We start from the raw sequence: 21,873 nt of genomic DNA on the forward strand, positions 1-21,873 counted from the left end.
TCTTTTTTATAAAGATCTCATTGCTTTGTAGATCAGCTTAGGACTCGGCTTTTGACCGTAGAGCAGTACACCGATCTGATAGATTTTGGCTGACAGCCAGCATGCGGCAAGCGTAGTAATCAGCAGGATGCCAATTGAAACGGAGATTTCCATCAGACTCGGATCGGACATTCCTACCCGGGCAAACATCACAAATGGGGTAAAGAACGGGATATAGGAAGTAATCGTCGCAAGCGATCCATCCACATTCATCATGCTGAACACAGCAAGCACAAGCGCTCCCATCAACAGCAGGGATACCGGTAGCGTCACCTGGTTAATCTCCTCACTGCGGCTGACAAGCGAACCGGCGGCGGCGAATAATGCAGCATAGAAGAAATAGCCCAAGATGAAGAAGATGCTCAGCACCACGATTGTTTTAACATCAAGGAATGTGAAGTCAAGTTGAAAACCCAGCAGCTCTATGTCCGTACCGCCCCCGTTAACCGAAAGCATCAGACAGGCTGCACCGATAATGATGGCAAACTGCAGCAGTCCGGCAAGCCCGACGCCCAGTACTTTACCGAATAACAGCTGGGTCGGCTTCACCTTGGTAATTAGAATTTCCTTTACCCGGGAGCCCTTTTCCACAGAGACGGATGTAGCGACATTTCCGCCGTACAGATAAATAAGGAAATAGAGCAGGAAAGTAATGAGATAAATCGGCATATAGGTGGTCGTAATCGATTTACTGCCGGCCTTCAGTTCTTCGATCTGTACCTTCAGCGAGGCAGTAACCCGCTCCTTGTCCGCCTGATTCAGCTCCAGCCGCTCCAGCTGGGACATCGTATACAGATTCTGGACGTAATAATTCAGCTGACCCAGATAAGCCGAGGAATCATCCTTTTTATTAACCGTCACGGTAAGCACCGGCTGATGATTCTCCTCCGAGATGGTTACAATCCCCCGCACCTCATCCTCTTTCTCCAGTCTAGCCTGCTCGGCAGCCAGATCGGCCTCCTGAATGACCCGCCACGTATAAGAGTCTGACACCTGTTCCTTAAAGCCGTCAGTATTATGCACGATGCCGGTCTGATCTAGAATCACAATGTCGCCGTCTGTCGTCTCAGCTGCAGTACTGAGGAATTTAGGCAGGATGATCAGCGCGGCCAGCAGCACAACCATAATCACCGTCATGATTTTGAAAGCCTTGGAACGCAGACGTTCCATGAAGGAATAGGTAAATACCAGCCCGAATTGTCTCATGATACCTCACCTACCTTTTCAATAAAGATCTCATGGAGCGTAGGTTCCTTAATCTCGAACTTCAGCAGGTTAATCCCGTCTCTGGTCAGCTGCTGAAGCAGCTGATTCCCCTGCTCCTCATGGGCAATTTCCAGCTGCCATTCATGGGCATTGGAAGATATCCGTTCCGCCGGCAGCCCGTAGGACACCAGATGGGGCAACAGGTCGCGCTCACTTCTAAGCAGAAGATTCGTCCGGCCATAAGAACGTTTAATATCCATCAGATTACCGGATACCATCATCCGTCCCCGCTTCAGGATGCAGATGTCCTCGCAGAATTGCTCCACATGGCCCATCTGGTGACTGGAGAAAATCAGTGTTTTTCCATGATCAATCAGCTCCTTGACCACAGAGGCCAGCAATTCGGAATTTACGGGGTCCAGTCCGCTAAACGGCTCATCCAGAATGATCAGCTCAGGGTCATGCAGCAAGGCGGAAATAATCTGGACCTTCTGCTGATTTCCTTTGGAGAGCTGCTCTACTTTTTTGTGCTCATATTCCTCAATTCCCAGACGCTCCAGCCAGCGCCTCATGGCCTGGATGGCTCCGGCCCGGCTCATGCCCTCCAGTCTGGCAAAATACACAAGCTGCTCACTGACCTTCTCCTTCGGGTATAATCCCCGTTCCTCAGGCAAGTAACCGATGCGGGGGCGGTTGGCTGTGATCGGCACCCCTTCCCACTGCACCTCGCCTGCATCATAATCAAGCAGGCCGAGAATCGAGCGGATGGTCGTCGTCTTGCCGGCACCATTGCCGCCGAGCAGCCCGAACGCCTTGCCCGAGGCTGCCTTCAGGGATATCCCGTGCAGCACCTTTGTCTCGCCATATGTTTTGACCAATTGTTTAACTTCAAGTGTCATTGTGTAGTCCACCTTTCTTCACGTTAACTTGCCTTCTATACCCCGCTAGCGAGCTTCTTCGCAAATTTGGCTGCATGGTAGAGCAGAACCAGACATAATACTCCGGTCACTATGAAGCTCACTGCCCCTATCAGGGAGTACAGCCGCTGCTGGATACTGTATATTCCCCATCCCCAGAAGCATGGGGTGAACAGCGATGCGAGCAGTCCGTAAGCCAGCAATATGGAGCGCTCCTTCCTGCCTGCGCCTGACGGCGCTACACTTGGAGCTGACTGGACTGCCCTCTTCCGCGGCACCAATCCTTTGAACAGTAGGGCGAATGCCTTGGAGCGGAGGTTCACGATGCCAAGGGCGTGGCTAAGCATCCAATACCCGTCCAGCTTGACCAGAGGGAGCATGTTCAGTACACTGAGTCCCAGATTTGCCAGGCCGTAATATAGCAGCACCGGCACTTTAATCCCGTTGTAACTCAAGCTGTAGTAAAGAATCATCGCGACGGAAGTCATCAGCCATTGGCTGAATATACCCGCGAACAGAACAGCCAGTTTATGCCGTTTCTTCTTGAAGGTATAGGTGTCGCTAACATCGCAGAACATGGCCGGGCTGAAATAGAAGAGCATCGCTCCCAGCCTGGTGACACGCCCTCCGTAATGCTTGCACACCATGCCGTGAGCACACTCGTGAACAACTGTCGTCAACAGCAGCATGATATAAATCAGAACGTATCCGCCTGCACCCAGCTGCGGAATAGCCTGTATGGAGGGGTCATTAACCAGCAGGCCCATAGCCGTTGCAATGATCAAGATGTAGATCACCATCGTAACCGGGTGAAGCAGGCGCCGGATCACCGGACGCATGGCGGTCAGCCCCTCATCTGGGTTAACCGTCAGAAACTTGATCGCGGTCAGATCCTCTATCTTCCAGTTCCAGCTCCATTTGCGCGCTGCCGGCGTCTCCCCGGCTTCGGAGGGATGGCTCAGAAAACCCCACTCCGCAAACTTCCCGGTCATATATTCGCGTTCAGTTTCAGTAAGTGTTCCCGAATATTCTTCTCCGTCTGCTTCGTTTAACAGATAGCGCAGGAACTCGGTCTCCCGGAGGCCCAGCTTTACAAACCTGTGGCTGGATATATGTTGAACTAAGAAATAGTTGTTTTCAGTCTCATGAAATTCAAGATGTGTAACAGATTCCATTCTCTCTCACCCTCTCAAGCCGCTTATAATAGGGGCCCCCTCCTGCCGGGCAGAATACGTCTTTCCAAGCAGAAGAGGCTTCCCAAAGGTTTAGGAAATATTAATTGTTATTAGGTCAAAGCAATAACTGCGACTACGCCTCCAGCGATGGTCACTCCAACGGCCACGCCTTCAAAGAAATCTCTTCCGCTGCCCGGTGCAGCGACATCTTCCAGCAGTTCCATTTGCAAACCCAGTCCATTATTCATCTTCGATTCTCTCCTCATATTGGATTTAGTAAGTACAGCCGGTCAGGCCATTTCCGTAATTAGGTCAGCACCACGATTGCCGTACCGGTAATAATCGCAATACCTACGCCAACACCCGCCAAAAATGCACCGTCTCCCGGAGCTGTAACAGATTCCATTTCCTCAAACTGCAAAGCCAGCGCTTGATTCATCATGAACTTCTCCTCCATTAAATTAATTTTGTTTTTTATAAGGTGAACATTGTCTCCGTTACTACCGCTGCTGATATTAAGTCAGCGCTACGCCGATACCTACACCGATACCAATACCGATCGCGATGTCCTTCCAGTCCGGAGCTGTTACAGCTTCCATTTCTTCGAATTGCAGAGAAAGATTCTTTTGCATGATACTCACCTCCTTTCAAGGTCAGCTAACAGGACGTTTCCCGGTATAACGGCAGATTAAGTCAGCGCTACGCCGATACCTACACCGATACCGATACCGATTGCGATGTCCTTCCAGTCCGGAGCTGTTACAGCTTCCATTTCTTCGAATTGCAGGGAAAGGTTCTTTTGCATGATACTCACCTCCTTTCAAGGTCAGCTAACAGGATTTTGCCCGGTATAACGGCAGATTAAGTCAGCGCTACGCCGATACCTACACCGATACCAATACCGATTGCGATGTCCTTCCAGTCCGGAGCCGTCACAGCTTCCATTTCTTCGAATTGCAGGGAAAGATTCTTTTGCATGATACTCACCTCCTTTCACGATCAAGCCCAGAGTTTAATGCCGAATGTTTCTGAAGTATGGAGCAGATCGAAAAACTGTATATTCTGTTCTGTTATCCGAAGTGTCAAGTTTCCAGCAAACCATTGGCTCATGCCGGTGGTGGGGCATTATTCTCACCTCCCTCCCAGTACCTTCCGGACGATCGATACGATCTCCAGCACCTCCTCCTCCTTGATAATGAAGGGCGGGAACAGATGGAACCCGGAGGTTAACCCTGGTGTGTGGAAAGGATATACGATTAACCCCCGGCGCTTCAGCTTGCCGGCAATATCCGCCAGCTCCTCTGGCGGCAGGCACTCCTCTGCACGATGCCTGCTCCGCAGCGCAACGCCGATCATCAGGCCTTTTCCCCTTACCTCCAGATATAAAGGGTTGCCTTGCAGTGCCTGATCCAGAGCGGAACGAAGCTGCTGTCCTCTTGCACTTACCGCTTCCAGCATGCCCGGCTGTTCCAGCGCTTCCAGCGTAGCTATTCCGGCTGCACAAGCGATGGGATTGCCGTTCTGCGTGGAGAGATGCTCGATGTGGGAGCCTGCAAGAGCAAAAGCCTGCTGTATCGCTTCGCTGAACAGGGTGGCCCCCAGCGGTAAATAGCCACTGTTAATCCCCTTGGAGAGACAGAGAATATCAGGGGTAACCCCGCTGTGCTCGAAGGCAAACATTTTTCCGGTACGCCCCATCCCCGTAGCCACTTCATCAAAAGCAAGCAGCACATCGTGCTCCAGGCACAGTTCCTTGAGCCTTTGCAGATAAGCCTCAGGAATAGGAATAATCCCCCCTGAGCCGATAATCGGCTCCAGCATGAATCCGGCCATCACATGCCCCTCCCGGGCAAATAATGCTTCCAGCTGACCGAGTTGTCTGCTCAGACAATCCCCGGCGATGGTGCCCGGTGTACAATGCCTGCACACAGGCACCGGATGGAACAGGAAGCCGGGTACCTTCGGACCATAGCTCTCAGAAATCTCCTGATCGATCCCGCTGGCACTCATGGAGCCGTAATAACTGCCGTGGTACGATTTGTCCAGAACGGCGATGACGTTCTTATGCGGCTGATGCCGCAGCTGGTGGTATTTGCGCATTAGTTTGATCGCCAGCTCCACGGATTCCGAACCGGTGCATGTGAAGGCAACCTTAGTTAGATTATCCGGTGTTAGCTGCAGCAGCTTCTCGGCAAACTGCAGGGTAACCGGATTGCTGTAATCCACGGGATTCACATAGGGCAGCGCATCCAATTGCTCTATGATCGCTTGGCGTATTCCGGGATGACGGTAACCCAGGGATACATTCCACAGTCCGCTGATCCCGTCGATATAAATTTTACCGTTCGTATCCTGCACGTAGATGCCTTCCCCTGCTGCAAGTGAAGTAACCTCATCTCCGAGCCGGACATCCTTAAGCGGATGCACCATCGGGTATTGCCGGGTTGTCGTTAACATAGGGGTACCCCCTCCTTTCATACAGCCCTCGCTGCTTGCATCAGACAGCCTTCCTTAGCGAACAAGCCAAGCGCTTGTGTAACCAGGCGGGCTGCAAATTCCCCCTCCACCTGATAGCGTGCCATCAGTTCCTGCTCCAGCTCTGTTCTCTCCGCTCCGCTCATCAATCCTTCCAGCATCAGTGCCATCGGCTCGTTCAGTTTCATCAGCTTCTGGCTGCCCGCATGGAACAGCATCGGCTGATCTCCGATGAAGAAAAGGAATACCGTCTCGAGCACCGCTGTGCTCACAGGCATATGCGGCTCCGGCTGTTTCCAGAGATGTGTACATGCCGGAAGAGAGACGCGAAGCTCGTGGACTTCGATGTTCTGAAGCGAACGGGCATACTTACTAAGGCCTTTAAATACCTGCACCATCTGCATATAGCGGTGGAGCAGCTTGTGCTTCTTGCGCAGCTCACAATACTGCTGGCGGTTTAAATATTCAGGCAGGAAGCTGCACTTGGAGCAGGAATCCTTAATTTCACAGGTCCGGCAGCCCCTGAGCAGCTGCTCCTCCTCTGAGACCACAGACACCTGGGTTAATAGCTGATCCAGTGAATCTCCCACCCGGCCGATGACGGCGCAGCCCCGGCAGGGGGATATCCGGTCATCGCCGTCAATAAAGATCCGGGGCAGCTGTCTGGCTGCGCACGAATGTACCCCGGACCAGCGGCAGCTCTCCATAAGATCCGCCTCTATTTCATAGGCGTACCGGAACATGCCGGACTTGCTGAACAGCTCTACGTCTTCAAGAAACCGGTCCATGTCTTCCGCACTTTCCAGATTTAACAGCTGAAAGCGGGGTTCTCTGCCTGATGGCGCAACGTTCATTTCTTGAGCCTGGGAATATTGCAGCTGCCGGATCTCCAGCGGTTCCATATGAAGAAAGTCGTTTAATTGCAGCTCATATTCACATTCGCCCAGCCGGTTAATCTGGTGTGCATTGGATAAGTAGTAGGAGTTCTGCTCAGACTGGCGCTCCCATTCCAGATAAGCTTCGTTCTCCCGCTTCCATACCCCCTCCGGGCCGGCGTATATCGTATCCGTAGAAGAAGGAACACTGACCCGGTTATGCTCGAAGAGAATGGCGCTGTTGATTCCCGAATACTCTGCCAGCCCCTGCACCGTTGCCTGATTCCATTCTCCTTCGGGATAACCGATATGCTTAACTCCGCTGCCCAGCACCTGATGCGGATATTGTCCGGTCATGTATGCCATGAACCCGTTAATCAGCGCCTGCTCTTCTTCTTGCCGAAGATACCGCTGCAGGAATGCTGCTATGGACTCCGGTACAGGAACCTTATGCTCATCCGGTGCCAGCCCTGCGATATCAAGCTGCACCTCGCCGGCCTCCAGAAGGCCTTCATTCACCCAATGGGTCAACAGAGCTGCTGTATTCTCAGCTTCGCCTTCCAGTTGATCCGTCGTTTCATCGATGAGCACTGCAGCCAGCTTAACCCCGGCAGATGTTCTCTTCAGGCTCTCTGTTAATTGAACGGCTTCATTATACTGAAGTTTATTCATTGTTATCGGAATTCTAATCATGATCTGTGTAATGCCCGCTTGCAGCAACCGGGTATATTCACTCTGCTCCAGGAGCCATTCCAACGGTATCTCGGCGCTGTAACCTGCTGTCAGCTGCCTGGATGCTTCAAGTGCCTCGCAGATCGCTGCTCTGCCCCTCTTCCCGGCCAAGTAATGAAATCCTTCAAGGGACAGCTGCCTTTCCGGTCCAAGCTGCTGAAGTGCAAGATTCAGATCTTCGCTGAAGCGTTCCTTGGAATGGGTGCGGATGTTATGCCCATACCCGTTTCTATCAGCGCATTTAATAGAAGAAATCACCGGCCAGCGCTGCTTCAAAGCCTCTTCCCATATCCCGTTCAGCCGGTCCAGTCGGGTATCAGCGCTGCCCTCGCCATCCAGCTGAGATACTGCCTTTCCGGTAGCGACGCTCCAGGCAGTGAGCCGGCTTACCGGTATGAAGCCCTCTACCGCCTCTTCCCAGCCGTCGTCTGCTTTGGCCAGGTGGAGCAGTGTCTGCTCCGGCTCCCAGAGAATCAGTCCGTCGGCAGCGGTGCCGGCAGGAAGCCGGATCCCGTTCACGCCAAGACCATCGCCGAACCATACGATCCGGATACCTTCGTCCACTCCCTTTACTGCTTCCGTCAGGCTGCGGCACAGCCGATAGTTCGCTGCAGTCACGTACAGAGCAATTCTCTCATTACCCATAGCTGCCAGCTCTTCCGCTGCTTCATACAAGGTGGCCAAGTTGTTCTGCATATATTGGGTTGCTGTTATGCCATTCTGTTTCAAGAATGTTCTTGCATACCGGCAATCCAGATTGTCACCTGCTATAAACAAGCGGGCTGTATGCTGCTGAAAGTAAGCGATTGTCATCCCGCGTCCGAACGATATACCGTACATGTCCTCAGGCCCCTTTTCCGTTTAGGCTTCCTATCAATTCATCTATCAACTAGTATTTATCAGTTCGTGTTGTTCTTGATGTATTCATCATAATCTATTTTTTCCAATTCTACACCGAAAACCCATATACGCTTTCCCACAAATCCATTGCGCTTTTTGCACCGCAACCGGACCGCCATTTCTGCCGCATAACACGCAAACCTTGCCGCGCATCCGGCATTATACCCAGAATCCCGCACTTTGCGGCCTGCACTGGGCGTACCACAAAAAGACACCCGCCAACAGGTTGGCGAGTGTCTTCAATATCTACTATCTATTCAATATTCGTCGCTATACTGCTTTCCTTCACCCTTTTGCTTGGTCTTGGATACAAGATATATAAGAGAACAAACCATAGCGGAGTAAACAATAGCGCCGGACGTGTTTCTTCGGCGATCAGCATAATAATGAGTATCGCAGCAAACAAAGCCAGAACCACATAATTTATTGCCGGCGTTAGAGGCGCTTTGAATTTGGAAGCAGCCTGCAATTCCGGCCGGGTCTTCTTATATTTGATATGGCACACAAGCACGACGCCCCAGACCCATATGAAACAAATGGCACTGATCGTTGTCACAATTCCAAAAGCCTGCTCCGGGATAAGTTTGCTCAATAGCGCACCGGCGGATATGACAAGCGTTGAAATAAACAGCGAGTTTCCAGGTACATGATTTTTATTCAATTTGGAAAAATGAGCGGACGCCTGCCGGTTCTTGCCCAAATTATAGAGAATCCGGCTTGTAGAGAACATCCCGCTGTTGCAGGCGGAAGCAGCTGAGGTTAATACGACGAAATTAATGACCCCTGCAGCGATTGGTATTCCTACTAAGCTAAAGGTTTTCACAAAAGGGCTTTCCGACGCATTGAGCTCCGTCCATGGGTTGATACATAACAGGACAAAAAGCGCGCCCACATAGAAAAAAAGAATCCGCAGAGGAATTTTGTTGATAGCCGACGGTATGTTTTTCTCAGGGTTGGAGGTTTCAGCTGCCGATACGCCCACCAGCTCTACACCGACATAAGCGAAGACTACCATTTGGAAGGAAAATAAGAACCCTTTAACACCGTTCGGGAATACGCCCCCGTGTTCCCAGAGGTTTCGTACCGTTACCGAGCCTGCATCCGTCTTAAATCCCATGACCAGTAAAATAACCCCAATGCCAATCAAGGCGAGAATCGTGATGACCTTGATTAGAGCAAACCAAAACTCGAGTTCGCCGAAGTTTTTGACGGTCAATAAGTTAAGCCCTAATAAAATGACCAGGCAGGCGATGGCAGGTACCCATTGCGGGATATCAAACCAGTACTGCACGTATACGCCAACAGCGATGACATCCGCCATAGCCGTCATAATCCAACAGAACCAATAAGTCCATCCGGTGATGAATGCGGCCCGGGGTCCGAGATAGTCCTCGGCAATATCCGTAAACGATTGATATCCCGCTTTGGACAGCAGGAGTTCACCGAGTGCCCTCATCACAAAAAACACCGCAATCCCTACGATTAAATACGTAATCATAATGGATGGACCTGCCTGCTGAATTGCTTTACCCGAGCCTAAGAATAATCCCGTACCAATTGTGCCGCCAATAGCAATCAGTTGAACATGCCGATTGGCCAGCTCTCTCTTTAATTCCGATTGTGCCATAACCCGTTCCCCCTTAATGAATTACATTGCAATAATGCCAATAAAAAAAGAGATTGGATATCATCCAATCTCCCGGTTCATAAGAATATGAAATAATACTTGCCCTGCCGACAGCCGTCAGCATAGCAAATACATATTCCTTACTCTTCTGTCCTTTTGCCTGAGATTGTGAACCCTTCGGCGCCGCGGTTTCCCGCAGTCTCTCCAGAAGCTGCTCCTGCTATAGTGTGATCCATAGCAATCATAGCTTGCGAATTATGAAGTTAGGTCTTACTGTCTTTCTGATATTCTAACATATTACTTGTGATGTGAATATTGAGGCAGTGATAAAAGTCTCCACTAATCCATGGTAAATGGATCCAGTAAGACCAGGGGGAGACATTCCCTAACCGTTCAGCTTAGCGGGCGACCATCCGCAGCAGCAAATCCACCGGTGGAATAGAGTAGCCCTCGCCTATAACCATGACGCCGGAAAGGACCGTTAAATAGGCGGAAATCAGTTGTTCCGGATGCCCCTGCACAATTTCGCCTTTCTCCTGTCCCTCTTTAAAGATCGGTAGCAGCTGGTCAACATAGAGGCTCATAGGATGCTGCTCAATCAGCTTCCGGGCCGCTTCCGGAACCCCCTCGGAGTTGCGTGCCTGGTGCATCAGCATAAAGAACGGAGCCCCACTCTCATCCAGCATGGCTTCGGTCATGAGTCTTATCTTATCCAAAGGCGTACCTGACGCTTGGTGCAGGTTCCCGAATTCGGCAAGCGAAGTTTCCACGGCTTCCTGTATCAATGTAGTGAACAAATCTTCTTTAGATGTATAGTAATGATAAAAAAGTCCGTGACTCACACCGGCCTCTTGTGCAATCATACTAATTTTGGTTCCTGGAATTCCACGGCGGGAAAAAACCCGGATCGCCGCTTTTTTGATTTGCTCTTTCCGTTCGTCGTACAATTGCTGCAATTGATGCTCATTTAAACGTGGAATGGATGTTCCCTCCTTGCAAGGTTAGCTGAGAAAATTTCTTTTTATCTGAATTGCGATTTCTGCCGGAGCATTCTCATTATCGGGTCCGAAATGATCTAATTGGGGGAATATGACGGCCTGACTTTCAGCGATCGTTTGATCCAGCGTTTGAATCATTTGTTTTATTATGTTCGGGCTTTTGCCCCCTGCCATTAATAGAGTACCCGCATCTATTTCCCTATATTGCGAGTACAAAGCTTCAAAACGTCTGACTTCCCGGTGCTCCTTTAAATTTTCGGGCAAGAGCTTCTGGATTTTATCCCAGCGTTCCCCGCGTACCATTATACTCAAAATAAATTTGGCATACCACATTGGCAGTCGCGTTAGCGGCGTGTGTCCTGATCCTCTTACAAAACTTGCAAATGCTGCTCTGGAATCGTTCCTGTCCATGGCCCTCTCATAATCATCCAGCCATTCCCAGTTTGTTTTCTCTATACACACGCCGGGTTCATAAACGGCCAGCCTGGTAATGGAGGGTTCCCGTCTTGCAAACTGCAGTGAGATAAGACCTCCGTAGCTATGTCCGAACAAAAGGGAGGCGCCCGTTGCCTGCTTGATCATTTGGAGATCCTCGATTTCCTTCTCCATGGAATATTCCGGTCCTTGCGGACCGCTCCGTCCATGACCTCTCCGATCCATTACATGGATCATAAATGAATCCGACAGTTCTCCGGCCAATTCGGAAAAATCACCAGAATCGCTAAGGGCCCCGTGAACGATAATCAAGCCCGGCCCTTTACCCATGCTTTTATAACTAATCTTAGTGCCATCCTTCGAAACAATCGCGGAGGTTTTAAAAGCGGATTTTACATTTGCCATTCTCGCACCACCGTTATTTTTGATTGACTCATTCAGTCAATTAAAATCATACTGGATTGCGACTGCTTTGTAAATACATTCCGGCTGAAATGGAGAGTCCATGGTCAAAGAGAAATAAAAAAGGCACCCTTGCGGATGCCCTTGGCTTCTCTGGTATGAGAATTCGACTTGTAAGTTCTGTTATAAAGGCATCATCATGGCTTTAAGCTTCTGCTGTTTTCCGGATACCGCGCTGCCATACTCCGCGAATCGATAACGTGTCCGAGATATTCACTGTCGGGTCCCCGTCAACTAACACCAAATCCGCGCGCGCCCCCTCTACGATAGTTCCGCGATCAGTCAGGCCGAAACGGCGGGCTATTTTCGAGGTAGCAGACTGAAGGGCTTCTACAGGGGTGAATCCTGCTTCTACTAATAGCTGCATCTCATGGTGCACACTGGCTCCATGGGCAAGACCGCCCAGCGATGGAACCGGTACAGAGACATCCGTACCCACCAGGATATCTACGCCTGCACGATGAAGGTCCATTACATTCCGGTAGTTATCTTCCATGCTGCCTTGAGGGTAGGTATTGAAGCTGGCATTCAGCGTGTCGATCCATTCCGGACTGAGCCTGGAGCTCACACGCGGATCCCCCGCCAATTCCGATGCAGGATTACCGATAATCGAGGAGTTCAAGACGAGGCATGGTGTAACAAAAGCGCCTGCCTCTGCAATCATTCTCACCAGGTCCGGGGTGTTCTCGGGCCGGTCAATGAATAAGTGAGCGAGTCCCTCAACCCCGACTTCTATGGCTTGCCGGGCAGATTCGGCAGTTAATACATGGGCAATCGCAATCTTGTGATGCCGGTGCGCTTCCTCTACAGCGGCTCTCAGAATATCCTCGCTTAGGACAGGCAGACCGGGAGCCGCTAATACTGTCCCTTCTTCAATCATAATCTTGATATAGTCGGCTCCTTCTCTTACTTGTTCGTTTACGAATGCCAATGCTTCTTCCCGGTTGGTTACCGTGGGTGCCTCTCCATGATCATGAGCATGCGCATGGGCGGCCAGCATGGCGTTGCGGTCTTCCTCGCTCATCTTCTCCAGTTCCTTCAGTACAAACGGGATTTCGCCATCCCCCGGCATGAGTTCATCGGGATGCCCGCCTGGAGGGGTGACCGCCATTCCGGCAGACCGTACATCGGCAATATCCTCGATCCCTTTCAATTGTGCTTCGCGGCCGCTTTGGGTGAACCCGCCCATCATTTCCAGTTCAGTTGTCACTCCGAATTTGAGTGCATCCCGCAGGCCCTCTACGGAGGTGTGAACGTGAGCATCCATCAGACCGGGCAGCAAAGTCCCTCCTTCTGCGTCGATAATATCCGCATGCTCCGGTATTTCTCCGCCTACCGATAGGATTTGTTCGCCTTCAATCAGAACCGTAGTGGGTCTGATCACTTTCTCTCCGTCAAATACACGCACATTGGTAATTGCAGTAATCATTGTTTTAGCCTCCTAAAATTAAATGTAATTTATGATTGAAATATAACAGTTAGAATTCTAACTGTCAACATAAATATTGATTGTATTCTAACAGTTTGTCTTTGACATTTTGGCTTCCGAAAATTAAGATAATCTTATCATTAGGTTTTAACCTATCGCAAAGGAGTCTGGCACAGGATGACGAAGCAAGCTTTGCATACCCCTTACTCCGATACCATCCGGGACATCGGGATGAAGATCAGAGGTATGGCCAACACCAGATTGTCAGAGCTGGGACTTAACACTCAACAAGGGCAGATGATGGGCTACATTTTTGAAAATCAGGACAAAGGCGTGATCCAGAAGGACCTGGCCGATCACTTTAACCGTACAGGGGCTTCTATTACCAGTATGCTGCAAGGGTTAGAGAAAAAAGGGTACATTAAACGGGAGATTCCCAAAGAGAACGAGCGGCAAAAAAGAATATACCTATTGCAAAAAGGGGCCGACCTCGTCGAAGAATTCGACGAAATATTCATGGAAGTAGAGAACAGCATTACCCGGGGCCTTACTGAGGAAGAAAGCGAGACCTTCATGAAGTTATTAATCAAAGTTAAGACGACCATGTAGACCGTAGCACCCTCAAATAGCAAATGACCCGTAGTATGGCTACGGGTCAACAACCAGTCCAAGCTGGCCGGTCAAAAAAATCCTTATTCCGCTCTCCCTTAATTCGGGTTCGTAACTATTTTCTTCTTACGGAATAAGCTCCATTTCTTCAAGTAATAGGCTGCAATGACGAACACGGCCATGATGCCGGTATATGTCAAAATGACGTTGACTACGTTCACATTCCCTCCCCTTTCCCCCCGGTTGAATCCTGATAGACCTTCACCGCCGGAAGGCCTTCCTTCTCTCATTCCGCCCCGCTCTCCGCCTCCGAAAGCCTCCTTGCCCCCGAAGCCAGTTTGCTGCGTGCTTGCGCCGAAAGCTGAAACCGAGCTTTTTAGATGAGTGACGTAAGATGTCTGATTGATTTGGTATAAACCGAATAGCAGGATGATCACAGTCAAGCCTTGAGCAACATACCGCATCCAGGCCCGGCCCTTCTTTATGCTGGTTATTTTCTTACACATGTTCACGACCCACTGCCAATGCAGCCCGACATGAATCCCGATCAATGCCAGCACCAGGAAAGATACCGAGATATGGGTCATTTTAAACCAATTCTCATTACCTATATTTATATTTGGAAAGACCACATGGGAAATTAGGATCCCGCTGACAATAATGAACGTCATAGAGACCAGCAACAGGAAATTCAGCGCATAACTGCCGCGTACCCTCCAGGATAAGCTGCGGTTAAACATTTTTAGAGTGACCCGCTTCACCCAGCCCAAATTCAGAAGAATATGAGTGATGTATGCACCGGCAAAAAAGAGGCCTGCTATTTCATGAAACGCTAACCCGCCTAACACGTTTTTGTTGAAAAACAAAACAAATAATATGCTCATGATAATATCAAGCGCAAATTTGACATAGTTGATTGTTTTCATCTTCATTTCAACTCCCCATACCTGCTTTTTACTCAGTATGAGGCTCGAACCTTTAGTGAAGCTTAAACGTTGTGAGCTTCGAGTTTCAACAAAATCCAGCCTACTAATTTTCTATAACAATTTCTCCTTCACCACTTGGCTCTTCAAACCCGTTAAGAAAAGTTGTTAACAACTCCTCTGTAATCGTAAAGGCAGCATTTGCATCAAAACGCTGGCTGCGAATCTTAAGGCGCTTCCGCAATTCCTCAGGACGTACCTTCAAATAAATGAGTTTCCATTCCCCACCCGCATTTTCGATAATCCGCTTATATTCATTTCTTTCCGATCTGCTCCAGAAACTTGAGTCAACCACAACGTGCCTTTTATCTAGAATGAACTGCACGATCTTATTATGTAATCTTTGGTGTGCTTCATTTAAATAATCCCTATACTTCTCAACGGGATAATCTATTCCATACCGTCCGTTGACCGACCATACCTCCTCATCAATCGAAAGGCGTATATATCCATACTCCTCCTCGATTTTTTGAGAAAACGTCGTTTTCCCCGAGCCCGCTATTCCGCACATTAATATAACTACAGCTTTTTCAGGATCCCGTTCTGAATCCATCAAAAGCTCCATACCGAATTTTTCTAACATCATGTCCCCCTCCTAATCTCCACTTGAAACTGTGACATCATATAGCGTGTACCCATCAAATATACCATCTCTTCAAATGGGTTCAACTTTCTGCCAGCAATAAAAAAGAGCCGCCCAAACGGTCTGGGCAACTCTTTATCTGCAATTATTGTTCAAGCTCAGTATAAATTTGAAAGGTCACGCCGAATTTATCCGTTACATCACCAAATCCAGGGCTGAAGGGTTCTTCTCTAAACGGCATATTGACTTGCCCTTCCTGCCGCAAAGCCTCATAAATCCGTTTGGATTGTTCTACCTCGTTCGTTGTAATGCAAATGGTTACCCGTTTCCCGCTTTCAATAGGCGAACCCCCTGGGGTATCCGATAACATCAGCTCTGTCACACCGACCTTTAACTTAGCATGCGCCACAAGACTGCTCAGATCGTCAGTGAACGTAGTAGGCATGTCCGGCATTTCACCGTAAGTAATCATGGAGAGGACTTCTGCATCTATGGCTTGTTCATAAAACTGAATGGCTTCCTTTACCCGTCCCTCCAAAGTAATATAAGGGGTAAGTTTTAACGTCATAAGATTGTTCCTCCTCGAGTTTGGATTCGATTGTGATTCATAAGTATAGACGATCCTGCACCCGTTAAATCATCGGTATACCCGAAAATCTCCTTCTTTGAGCGATGTCATATCCAATCTTTCAGCAATGTTGTATACTAAGTTTTTTGCTCCCTCTGTAGAGACTAATATGGGGAATTGAGAGTTGAAAGTGCCTCATTATGGGTATTCTGACTAAGGAGTAATACTTAAAGCAGGGAATTTTGTCAAACATCAAGGGAGGAAGTAGCAGCATGGCCGATTTAAACAAGCAAAGAGTTGTGGAGAGTGTTCCGCAACGGGGATTTTTTGGACATCCCAAAGGATTATTTACTCTGTTCTTTACAGAGTTTTGGGAGCGCTTTTCCTATTATGGAATGAGAGCTATCCTGGTTTATTATATGTATTACGAGCTGAGTCAAGGCGGACTCGGCATGGAGGAGAGCACAGCGCTCGCCATTATGTCTATTTATGGTTCACTGGTCTATATGTCGGGGATTATTGGCGGCTGGTTGGCGGACCGGATATTCGGAGCGTCAAGGGCTGTCTTCTACGGCGGTATATTAATCATGCTAGGGCATATCACCTTGGCCATCCCGGGAAGTATCTCCTTATTTTTTGTTTCCATGGTTCTGATCGTGCTGGGCACGGGCTTACTGAAGCCTAATGTATCCAGTATTGTAGGTGAACTTTACAGCGAACATGATGGGCGCCGGGATGCAGGCTTCAGTATATACTATATGGGCATCAACCTGGGGGCATTTATCGCTCCGCTAATTGTAGGATACGTCGGAGATTACAATTTCCACCTAGGCTTCGGCATTGCAGCCGTCGGGATGTTTCTGGGCTTAATCATCTTCATCTTTACCAAGAAAAAAAACCTCGGCCTTGCAGGCACTTTAGTCGCAAGTCCGTTATCACAAGCGGAACGGAAGAAAGTGTTCCTTATCTTCGGTATCAGTGCAGTAGTTCTCGCTGTTATCGTGGCTGTTACGATTCCTTTAGGTCTGTTAACGTTTAAATCCTTTATAACGATCGTAGGTATTCTAGGAATTCTGATTCCTACCCTGTATTTTATTGTCATGTTCCGTAGTCCACTCACAACAAGCGTTGAACGTTCAAGACTCGTTGCTTATATTCCGCTGTTTATTGCAGCGATTATGTTCTGGGCGATTCAGGAACAAGGGTCAACCATCCTTGCCAGTTATGCAGATAAACGCACACAGCTCGATTTTGCCGGCATGCATATTCGTCCAGCCTGGTTTCAGTCTTTAAATCCTTTGTTTGTTATCACGATGGCCCCCCTCTTCGCCTGGTTATGGGTGAAGCTTGGGAAACGGCAGCCTTCGGTTCCGAAGAAATTCGCCTTGGGTCTGTTGTTTGCCGGATTATCCTTCCTTGTGATTCTGTTGCCGGCCTACTTTGGCGGTGAGGATTCCCTGGTTAATCCGTTATGGCTCGTTCTTAGCTATTTCATCGTTGTACTGGGGGAATTGTGCCTGTCTCCTGTAGGACTATCGGCTACGACCAAACTGGCACCTTCCGCCTTCTCCGCCCAGACCATGAGCTTATGGTTCTTATCTAATGCGGCTGCCCAGGCGATTAATGCGCAGATTGTTAAATTTTATTCGGCTGACACTGAGATGGTATACTTTGGTGTCATTGGAGGCGCAGCCATCCTCCTGAGTATCCTGCTCTACTTGTCCTCCAAGAAAATTCAGGGGTATATGAAAGGGATACAGTAGAAGAATTTTTTATCCAAAAATGCAGGGGTACCACTTCCAGTGGTACTCCTTTTTTGTAATAAACCCCTTCAAAAGTTAAATTTTCATATGAAAAGACCTCTAATTCTTAATGTATTAAATCCCTTTTTTAGTTGGTAAGATTTACAAAAATGAAAGGGGATACAATTTTGAAGCAGACAAACAAAAAGCGTTTTGCCAGTAAATTATCTATTTTATCTTTAAGTTTTGTAACCGCTTTATCGCTATTGGCCCCAACATCTTTAGCATCAGCTGGGCAGACTTCCTCTGTAGATTACCACCCTCCGGGGGGTGACAGCTGGAACAAGCTGCGTGATATTGAAATTAATCAAACCGCTTGGGGTTTCGGAACAACCGTCACTAATGAAGTGTATAAGGAGCAAAATGCCCGCAAGGTTGTAACGAATGGCTGGTGGGCAGACCAGTTAGTCATCAACGGCTGGCAGTCCTTCGATTTTAGTCCTTATGAGAATGGAACGCTAGAGTTCGATGTTGCCGGAGAAACAGGCAAAGAAGATTTTCGGATTGGTTTCCGTGATGTTGTTCATGAAAGAACAGACAGTACCGGGGCTTTTTACAAGGATAATGATGCCGACCCTGAAGAGACCAATATTGATGGACAGGTGGATATCAGCAAATACGTAGTGCTTACCAGCGAATGGCAGCATGTATCGATTCCGCTTAAGGATATTTTCAACAGCGACCCGTTGTTCGATGAAAGCAAGATTCAGTTATTAAAGCTTTCTGGAAGTGATACGCCTACCACCTTTTGGATTTCGAACATCAAGGTCACCTCGCCGGATGTTGAACGAAGCTATGCTCCAATCAAGGTTAACCAGGTCGGTTATTTAAACTATGGGAAGAAATATGCAAATGTAAGCGGATACTATAATCAGCTGTCTGCAGACATCGGTACACCCTTTGCGGTTAAAAGGGTTTCGGATGACAGCGTTGCATATTCCGGAACACTTTCTCTCTTAGCTGCTTATGACGAACTATCCGGGGAAAAAGTGTTCCAGGCTGACTTCTCGGGCTTAAACGAACCGGGTAAATACTATATCACGGTAGATGGGGTAGACGAGCCTTCCGTACCGTTCGAAATCGGGCCGGACGTATACAACAGCCTATTAAATGATGTCCAGAAATTCTTTTATTTCCAAAGGGCGAATGACGATCTGCTCCCGGAACACGCAGGCGAGTTTGCCCGTACCGGATTGCATAAGATCGATGCCAATCTTCCTCTCCAGTCCGATCCAAGCAAGCATAAAGATGTTTCCGGCGGATGGTGGGATGCTGGAGACACTGGAAAATATGTAACCGCCGCTGCTACTGCCGTATCTGACTTGCTGTGGGCCTACGAGAGCTTTCCGCAACAATTTACGGATGGTCAACTGAACATACCAGAAAGCGGCAACAACATTCCGGATCTCATTGATGAGATTAAGTTTGAAACCGATTTCTTTTTGAAAATGCAGGAGGAACAGTCAGGGGGCTTCTATTCTTACGTCGTTCGGGATCCTGCTCCACAACGGTATCTCATGGACGGCACCGGTGAGAAAAGTATTATTCCGACCTCACAAACTGCGGCCACCGTCGGTGCTCTGGCGCATGCCTATACCGTATTCAAAGATGTAGCGGGAATGGAGGATTACGCTAATACACTGCTCGCCGCTGCAGTTAAAGGCTGGTCATATCTCGAAGCACATCCTGAATTCATCGCTCAGCCGGACGGCCCCTATAATGACGATGATGATAAGAATGACCGGTTCTATGCAGCTTCCGCACTGTACCGAGCTACGGGCGAGGCGCGTTACAATGATTTTGTAGTGGCGAATTATAAAGCATTCGAGGACAAATTCAAAACAACCGATTTCTCCCACGGGATCGGAAGTATGGAACTGATCGGCTTTTATCATTATTTGAGCGGTCCTGCTCCAAGTGAAGAGGTTAAGGCTTGGTTCGTTCCTAAATACAATCAGTGGAGAGACACTGTCATCGATACGGCTGTTAATCAGGCGGTCTGGCATAACTCCACGAACAAAGGATTTTATTGGGGAGCCAACTCCAATGTCGCAGGTGTTGCGGTAAGCCTCGATATTGGGAGCCGAATTATTGGAAACTATGATGAGCGCACGCTTCAGGTAGCCAGCGGCAACTTGAACTACCTTCTTGGTATCAACCCGCTGCAGCTTAGCTTTATTTCGGGTTACGGCGAGAACCGTGTTCACATTACCCATCATGCCATTTACATGCGGGATTTCATCAAAGAAATACCGAACGGGTATATGCCAGGAGGCCCGAACAATAACGGGAAGTACAATTTCCCTGCCAAAGCCTACAATCAGTCTACAGTAGACTGGGAGAGCAATGAACAGGCGTTAAACTATAACTCACCGCTGATTTACCTGACCGCTTTGTTAACCGATGTAGCACACAAGACGTTTTCGGAGAGCATTACATTGAATAGCACGGCTGGAAAATTGCCGGTTGGCGAAACAACAAAAGTAACCGCACATGTGACGCCAAGCAATGCATCCTTTAAAAAACTGCAGGCGGCCTCTGCTGACAATAGCATTGCCACAGTAAGCAATGTTACCTACAACGGAGAAACCGGCATTACGGAATTTACCGTAACTGCTGTAAATGCTGGTAAGACAGAGGTAACAGTACAATCGCTTGACGGCAGAATTCAAACGAAATATACAATTGAGGTGGTTGCCGGCAATAATTCATCCGACCCGGATCCAGATCCGAATCCGGTTCCAAGCCCTGATCCGACCCCAACTCCTAGCCCGGCTCCAAGCCCAACTCCGGTTACTGACACCGGCACCGGTTCCGTTGCTATACCGGGCACCTCCGGGAATAGTAATTCCGGAACTAAGACAGATTCAAACGGAATATTGAATCTGACACGCGAGGGTCTGGAGAAGGCCGCAAGTCAGGCTGTAAACGGAAAGATTACAATTCCGGTGGATGCAGCAAGCGGTCTGAAGAAGGTTGCTGTCGAATTGCCGGGTGACTGGATTCGCACTGTAAATACTGCTTCTGTCAAATCCATTTCCTTCGAAGCGCTCAATTCCACCGTTGAGTTGGATTCGGCCTTTATTAAGGGATTATTCGGCAAGGGTGCCCAGAAGCTATCAGTAGGTATAGGGACTGCAGCTTCAGAGACACTTTCTGCTGAAATCCGTACACTGCTGGGAAACAGCCCTGTCTACGAACTGACACTGACCGTAGATAATGCTCCTGTTCAGTGGTCAGGTCAACCGGTAACAGTGAAGCTGCCGTATGTCCTTAAAGCTGGAGACCATCCGAATCAGGTGGTTGTTTACAACGTAGATAATGGTTCTAAGATGGTTAAACAGGCCGTATACGATAAATCCTCGGGTACAGTCATTTTCAAACCGGAGCATTTCAGTAAATATGCAGCAGCCTATACGAACGTCAGCTTCAAAGATATTGATGGCCTTCCGTCCACAACAAGCGATGCTATCCGTGCCATTGCGGCCAGAGGCATAATCATCGGAAAAATGCCAGGTCAATATGACCCGCAGGGAAAACTGACAAGAGCCGAGTTTGTACAGATGCTGGTCAAATTCCTTGATGCTGCCGACCCTGCCGCTGTTAGCCAATTCCCTGATGTCAAAGAAGCTGCCTGGTACTACACAGCGGTTGCCTCGGCCGAGAAGCTGGGAATTGTTCAGGGCCGAACCAGTGGAATATTCGGAACAAATGATATCCTGACAAGAGAGGAGATGGCCGTACTTCTCCACCGTGCACTTCTGGCAACCGGCCATTCTATACAGTCGGGTGAACAGAGTGTACCGGGCTTCACCGATGCAGCAGCGATATCAAGCTACGCGCAGAACGCTGTCGCAGCCCTGAAGCAAGCTAAAGTGTTGACTGCAGATGCGAGCGGAGGCTTCGGTCCTAAATCGCAAGCGAGCCGCGCAGAGGCTGCAGTCCTGATCTATAACTTCCTGCTTGCCAATTCTAATCAATAACTGGCGGTTGAATCATTCACAACCACACAATCAAGCAGCCGCACGGATCATCTCCGTGCGGCTGCTGTTTGTTTA

Annotated in this window: 20 protein-coding genes and 1 riboswitch; of the genes, 3 read left to right on the forward strand and 17 right to left on the reverse strand. The window is 48.9% G+C overall.

Annotation, left to right across the window (positions count from 1 at the left end; translation table 11 throughout):
• Nucleotides 1–6: 6 nt before the first annotated feature.
• The 14 genes from L6H70_RS24235 to L6H70_RS24280 all read right to left on the reverse strand — a co-directional run bounded on the left by L6H70_RS24235 (nt 7) and on the right by L6H70_RS24280 (nt 13,270).
• On the reverse strand, nt 7–1,245 hold the full coding sequence (locus tag L6H70_RS24235; protein ID WP_236336744.1) for an ABC transporter permease: 1,239 nt from the start codon (nt 1,243–1,245) through the stop codon (nt 7–9).
• On the reverse strand, nt 1,242–2,144 hold the full coding sequence (locus tag L6H70_RS24240) for an ABC transporter ATP-binding protein (protein ID WP_236336745.1): 903 nt from the start codon (nt 2,142–2,144) through the stop codon (nt 1,242–1,244). Before L6H70_RS24240 ends, L6H70_RS24235 begins: the two co-directional genes overlap by 4 nt.
• A 35-nt stretch (nt 2,145–2,179) precedes the next feature.
• Nucleotides 2,180–3,337: a daptide biosynthesis intramembrane metalloprotease gene (mpaP, locus tag L6H70_RS24245; RefSeq protein WP_236336746.1), complete on the reverse strand. Its 1,158-nt coding sequence runs from the start codon at nt 3,335–3,337 to the stop codon at nt 2,180–2,182.
• A gap of 110 nt (nt 3,338–3,447) precedes the next feature.
• Complete coding sequence (locus L6H70_RS24250; protein ID WP_167347633.1) at nt 3,448–3,585, reverse strand: daptide-type RiPP; 138 nt, start codon at nt 3,583–3,585, stop codon at nt 3,448–3,450.
• A gap of 59 nt (nt 3,586–3,644) precedes the next feature.
• Nucleotides 3,645–3,779, reverse strand: a complete 135-nt coding sequence (locus tag L6H70_RS28760) for a daptide-type RiPP (protein WP_269751863.1) — start codon at nt 3,777–3,779, stop codon at nt 3,645–3,647.
• Nucleotides 3,780–3,852: 73 nt separating this feature from the next.
• Entirely contained in the window at nt 3,853–3,969 is a 117-nt protein-coding gene (locus L6H70_RS28825; RefSeq protein WP_332461358.1) for a daptide-type RiPP, read from the reverse strand.
• 56 nt (nt 3,970–4,025) lie between these two features.
• On the reverse strand, nt 4,026–4,142 hold the full coding sequence (locus L6H70_RS28830; RefSeq protein ID WP_332461358.1) for a daptide-type RiPP: 117 nt from the start codon (nt 4,140–4,142) through the stop codon (nt 4,026–4,028).
• Between the two features lie 56 nt (nt 4,143–4,198).
• Nucleotides 4,199–4,315 (reverse strand): daptide-type RiPP, encoded by a 117-nt coding sequence (locus tag L6H70_RS28835; RefSeq protein ID WP_332461358.1) that lies wholly within the window; start codon nt 4,313–4,315, stop codon nt 4,199–4,201.
• A 153-nt stretch (nt 4,316–4,468) separates the two neighbouring features.
• On the reverse strand, nt 4,469–5,794 hold the full coding sequence (gene mpaD / locus L6H70_RS24255; protein ID WP_236336747.1) for a daptide-type RiPP biosynthesis aminotransferase: 1,326 nt from the start codon (nt 5,792–5,794) through the stop codon (nt 4,469–4,471).
• Nucleotides 5,795–5,811: 17 nt separating this feature from the next.
• Nucleotides 5,812–8,259, reverse strand: a complete 2,448-nt coding sequence (locus L6H70_RS24260; protein WP_236336749.1) for a hypothetical protein — start codon at nt 8,257–8,259, stop codon at nt 5,812–5,814.
• 313 nt (nt 8,260–8,572) lie between these two features.
• Complete coding sequence (locus L6H70_RS24265) at nt 8,573–9,946, reverse strand: amino acid permease (protein WP_236336750.1); 1,374 nt, start codon at nt 9,944–9,946, stop codon at nt 8,573–8,575.
• Nucleotides 9,947–10,084: 138 nt separating this feature from the next.
• A riboswitch (glycine riboswitch) is annotated at nt 10,085–10,164 on the reverse strand.
• A gap of 180 nt (nt 10,165–10,344) precedes the next feature.
• The gene (locus tag L6H70_RS24270) at nt 10,345–10,902 is read right to left on the reverse strand and encodes a TetR/AcrR family transcriptional regulator (protein ID WP_341482760.1); all 558 of its coding nucleotides are present in this window, start codon (nt 10,900–10,902) and stop codon (nt 10,345–10,347) included.
• A gap of 45 nt (nt 10,903–10,947) precedes the next feature.
• Nucleotides 10,948–11,784 (reverse strand): alpha/beta fold hydrolase, encoded by an 837-nt coding sequence (locus L6H70_RS24275; RefSeq protein WP_236336752.1) that lies wholly within the window; start codon nt 11,782–11,784, stop codon nt 10,948–10,950.
• 202 nt (nt 11,785–11,986) lie between these two features.
• Nucleotides 11,987–13,270 (reverse strand): amidohydrolase family protein, encoded by a 1,284-nt coding sequence (locus L6H70_RS24280; RefSeq protein ID WP_236336753.1) that lies wholly within the window; start codon nt 13,268–13,270, stop codon nt 11,987–11,989.
• A gap of 177 nt (nt 13,271–13,447) precedes the next feature.
• On the opposite strand from L6H70_RS24280, the gene L6H70_RS24285 reads away from it, so the two are divergent.
• Nucleotides 13,448–13,879 (forward strand): MarR family winged helix-turn-helix transcriptional regulator, encoded by a 432-nt coding sequence (locus tag L6H70_RS24285; RefSeq protein WP_341482761.1) that lies wholly within the window; start codon nt 13,448–13,450, stop codon nt 13,877–13,879.
• Between the two features lie 98 nt (nt 13,880–13,977).
• On the opposite strand, the gene L6H70_RS24290 is transcribed toward L6H70_RS24285, so the two are convergent.
• The 3 genes from L6H70_RS24290 to L6H70_RS24300 all read right to left on the reverse strand — a co-directional run bounded on the left by L6H70_RS24290 (nt 13,978) and on the right by L6H70_RS24300 (nt 16,013).
• The gene (locus tag L6H70_RS24290) at nt 13,978–14,811 is read right to left on the reverse strand and encodes a DUF4405 domain-containing protein (protein ID WP_236336754.1); all 834 of its coding nucleotides are present in this window, start codon (nt 14,809–14,811) and stop codon (nt 13,978–13,980) included.
• 97 nt (nt 14,812–14,908) lie between these two features.
• Nucleotides 14,909–15,445: a P-loop nucleotide/nucleoside kinase family protein gene (locus tag L6H70_RS24295; RefSeq protein WP_236336755.1), complete on the reverse strand. Its 537-nt coding sequence runs from the start codon at nt 15,443–15,445 to the stop codon at nt 14,909–14,911.
• A 145-nt stretch (nt 15,446–15,590) separates the two neighbouring features.
• On the reverse strand, nt 15,591–16,013 hold the full coding sequence (locus L6H70_RS24300) for a VOC family protein (protein WP_236336756.1): 423 nt from the start codon (nt 16,011–16,013) through the stop codon (nt 15,591–15,593).
• Nucleotides 16,014–16,285: 272 nt separating this feature from the next.
• Between L6H70_RS24300 and L6H70_RS24305 the strand changes: the two genes are divergently transcribed.
• Both L6H70_RS24305 and L6H70_RS24310 read left to right on the forward strand, forming a co-directional pair.
• Nucleotides 16,286–17,776 (forward strand): peptide MFS transporter, encoded by a 1,491-nt coding sequence (locus L6H70_RS24305; RefSeq protein ID WP_236336757.1) that lies wholly within the window; start codon nt 16,286–16,288, stop codon nt 17,774–17,776.
• 167 nt (nt 17,777–17,943) lie between these two features.
• Nucleotides 17,944–21,798: a glycoside hydrolase family 9 protein gene (locus L6H70_RS24310; RefSeq protein ID WP_236336758.1), complete on the forward strand. Its 3,855-nt coding sequence runs from the start codon at nt 17,944–17,946 to the stop codon at nt 21,796–21,798.
• The last annotated feature ends 75 nt before the right edge of the window (nt 21,799–21,873 follow it).

Source organism: Paenibacillus auburnensis, from assembly GCF_927798115.1.
In the GTDB taxonomy this organism is placed as follows: domain Bacteria; phylum Bacillota; class Bacilli; order Paenibacillales; family Paenibacillaceae; genus Paenibacillus_AQ; species Paenibacillus_AQ auburnensis.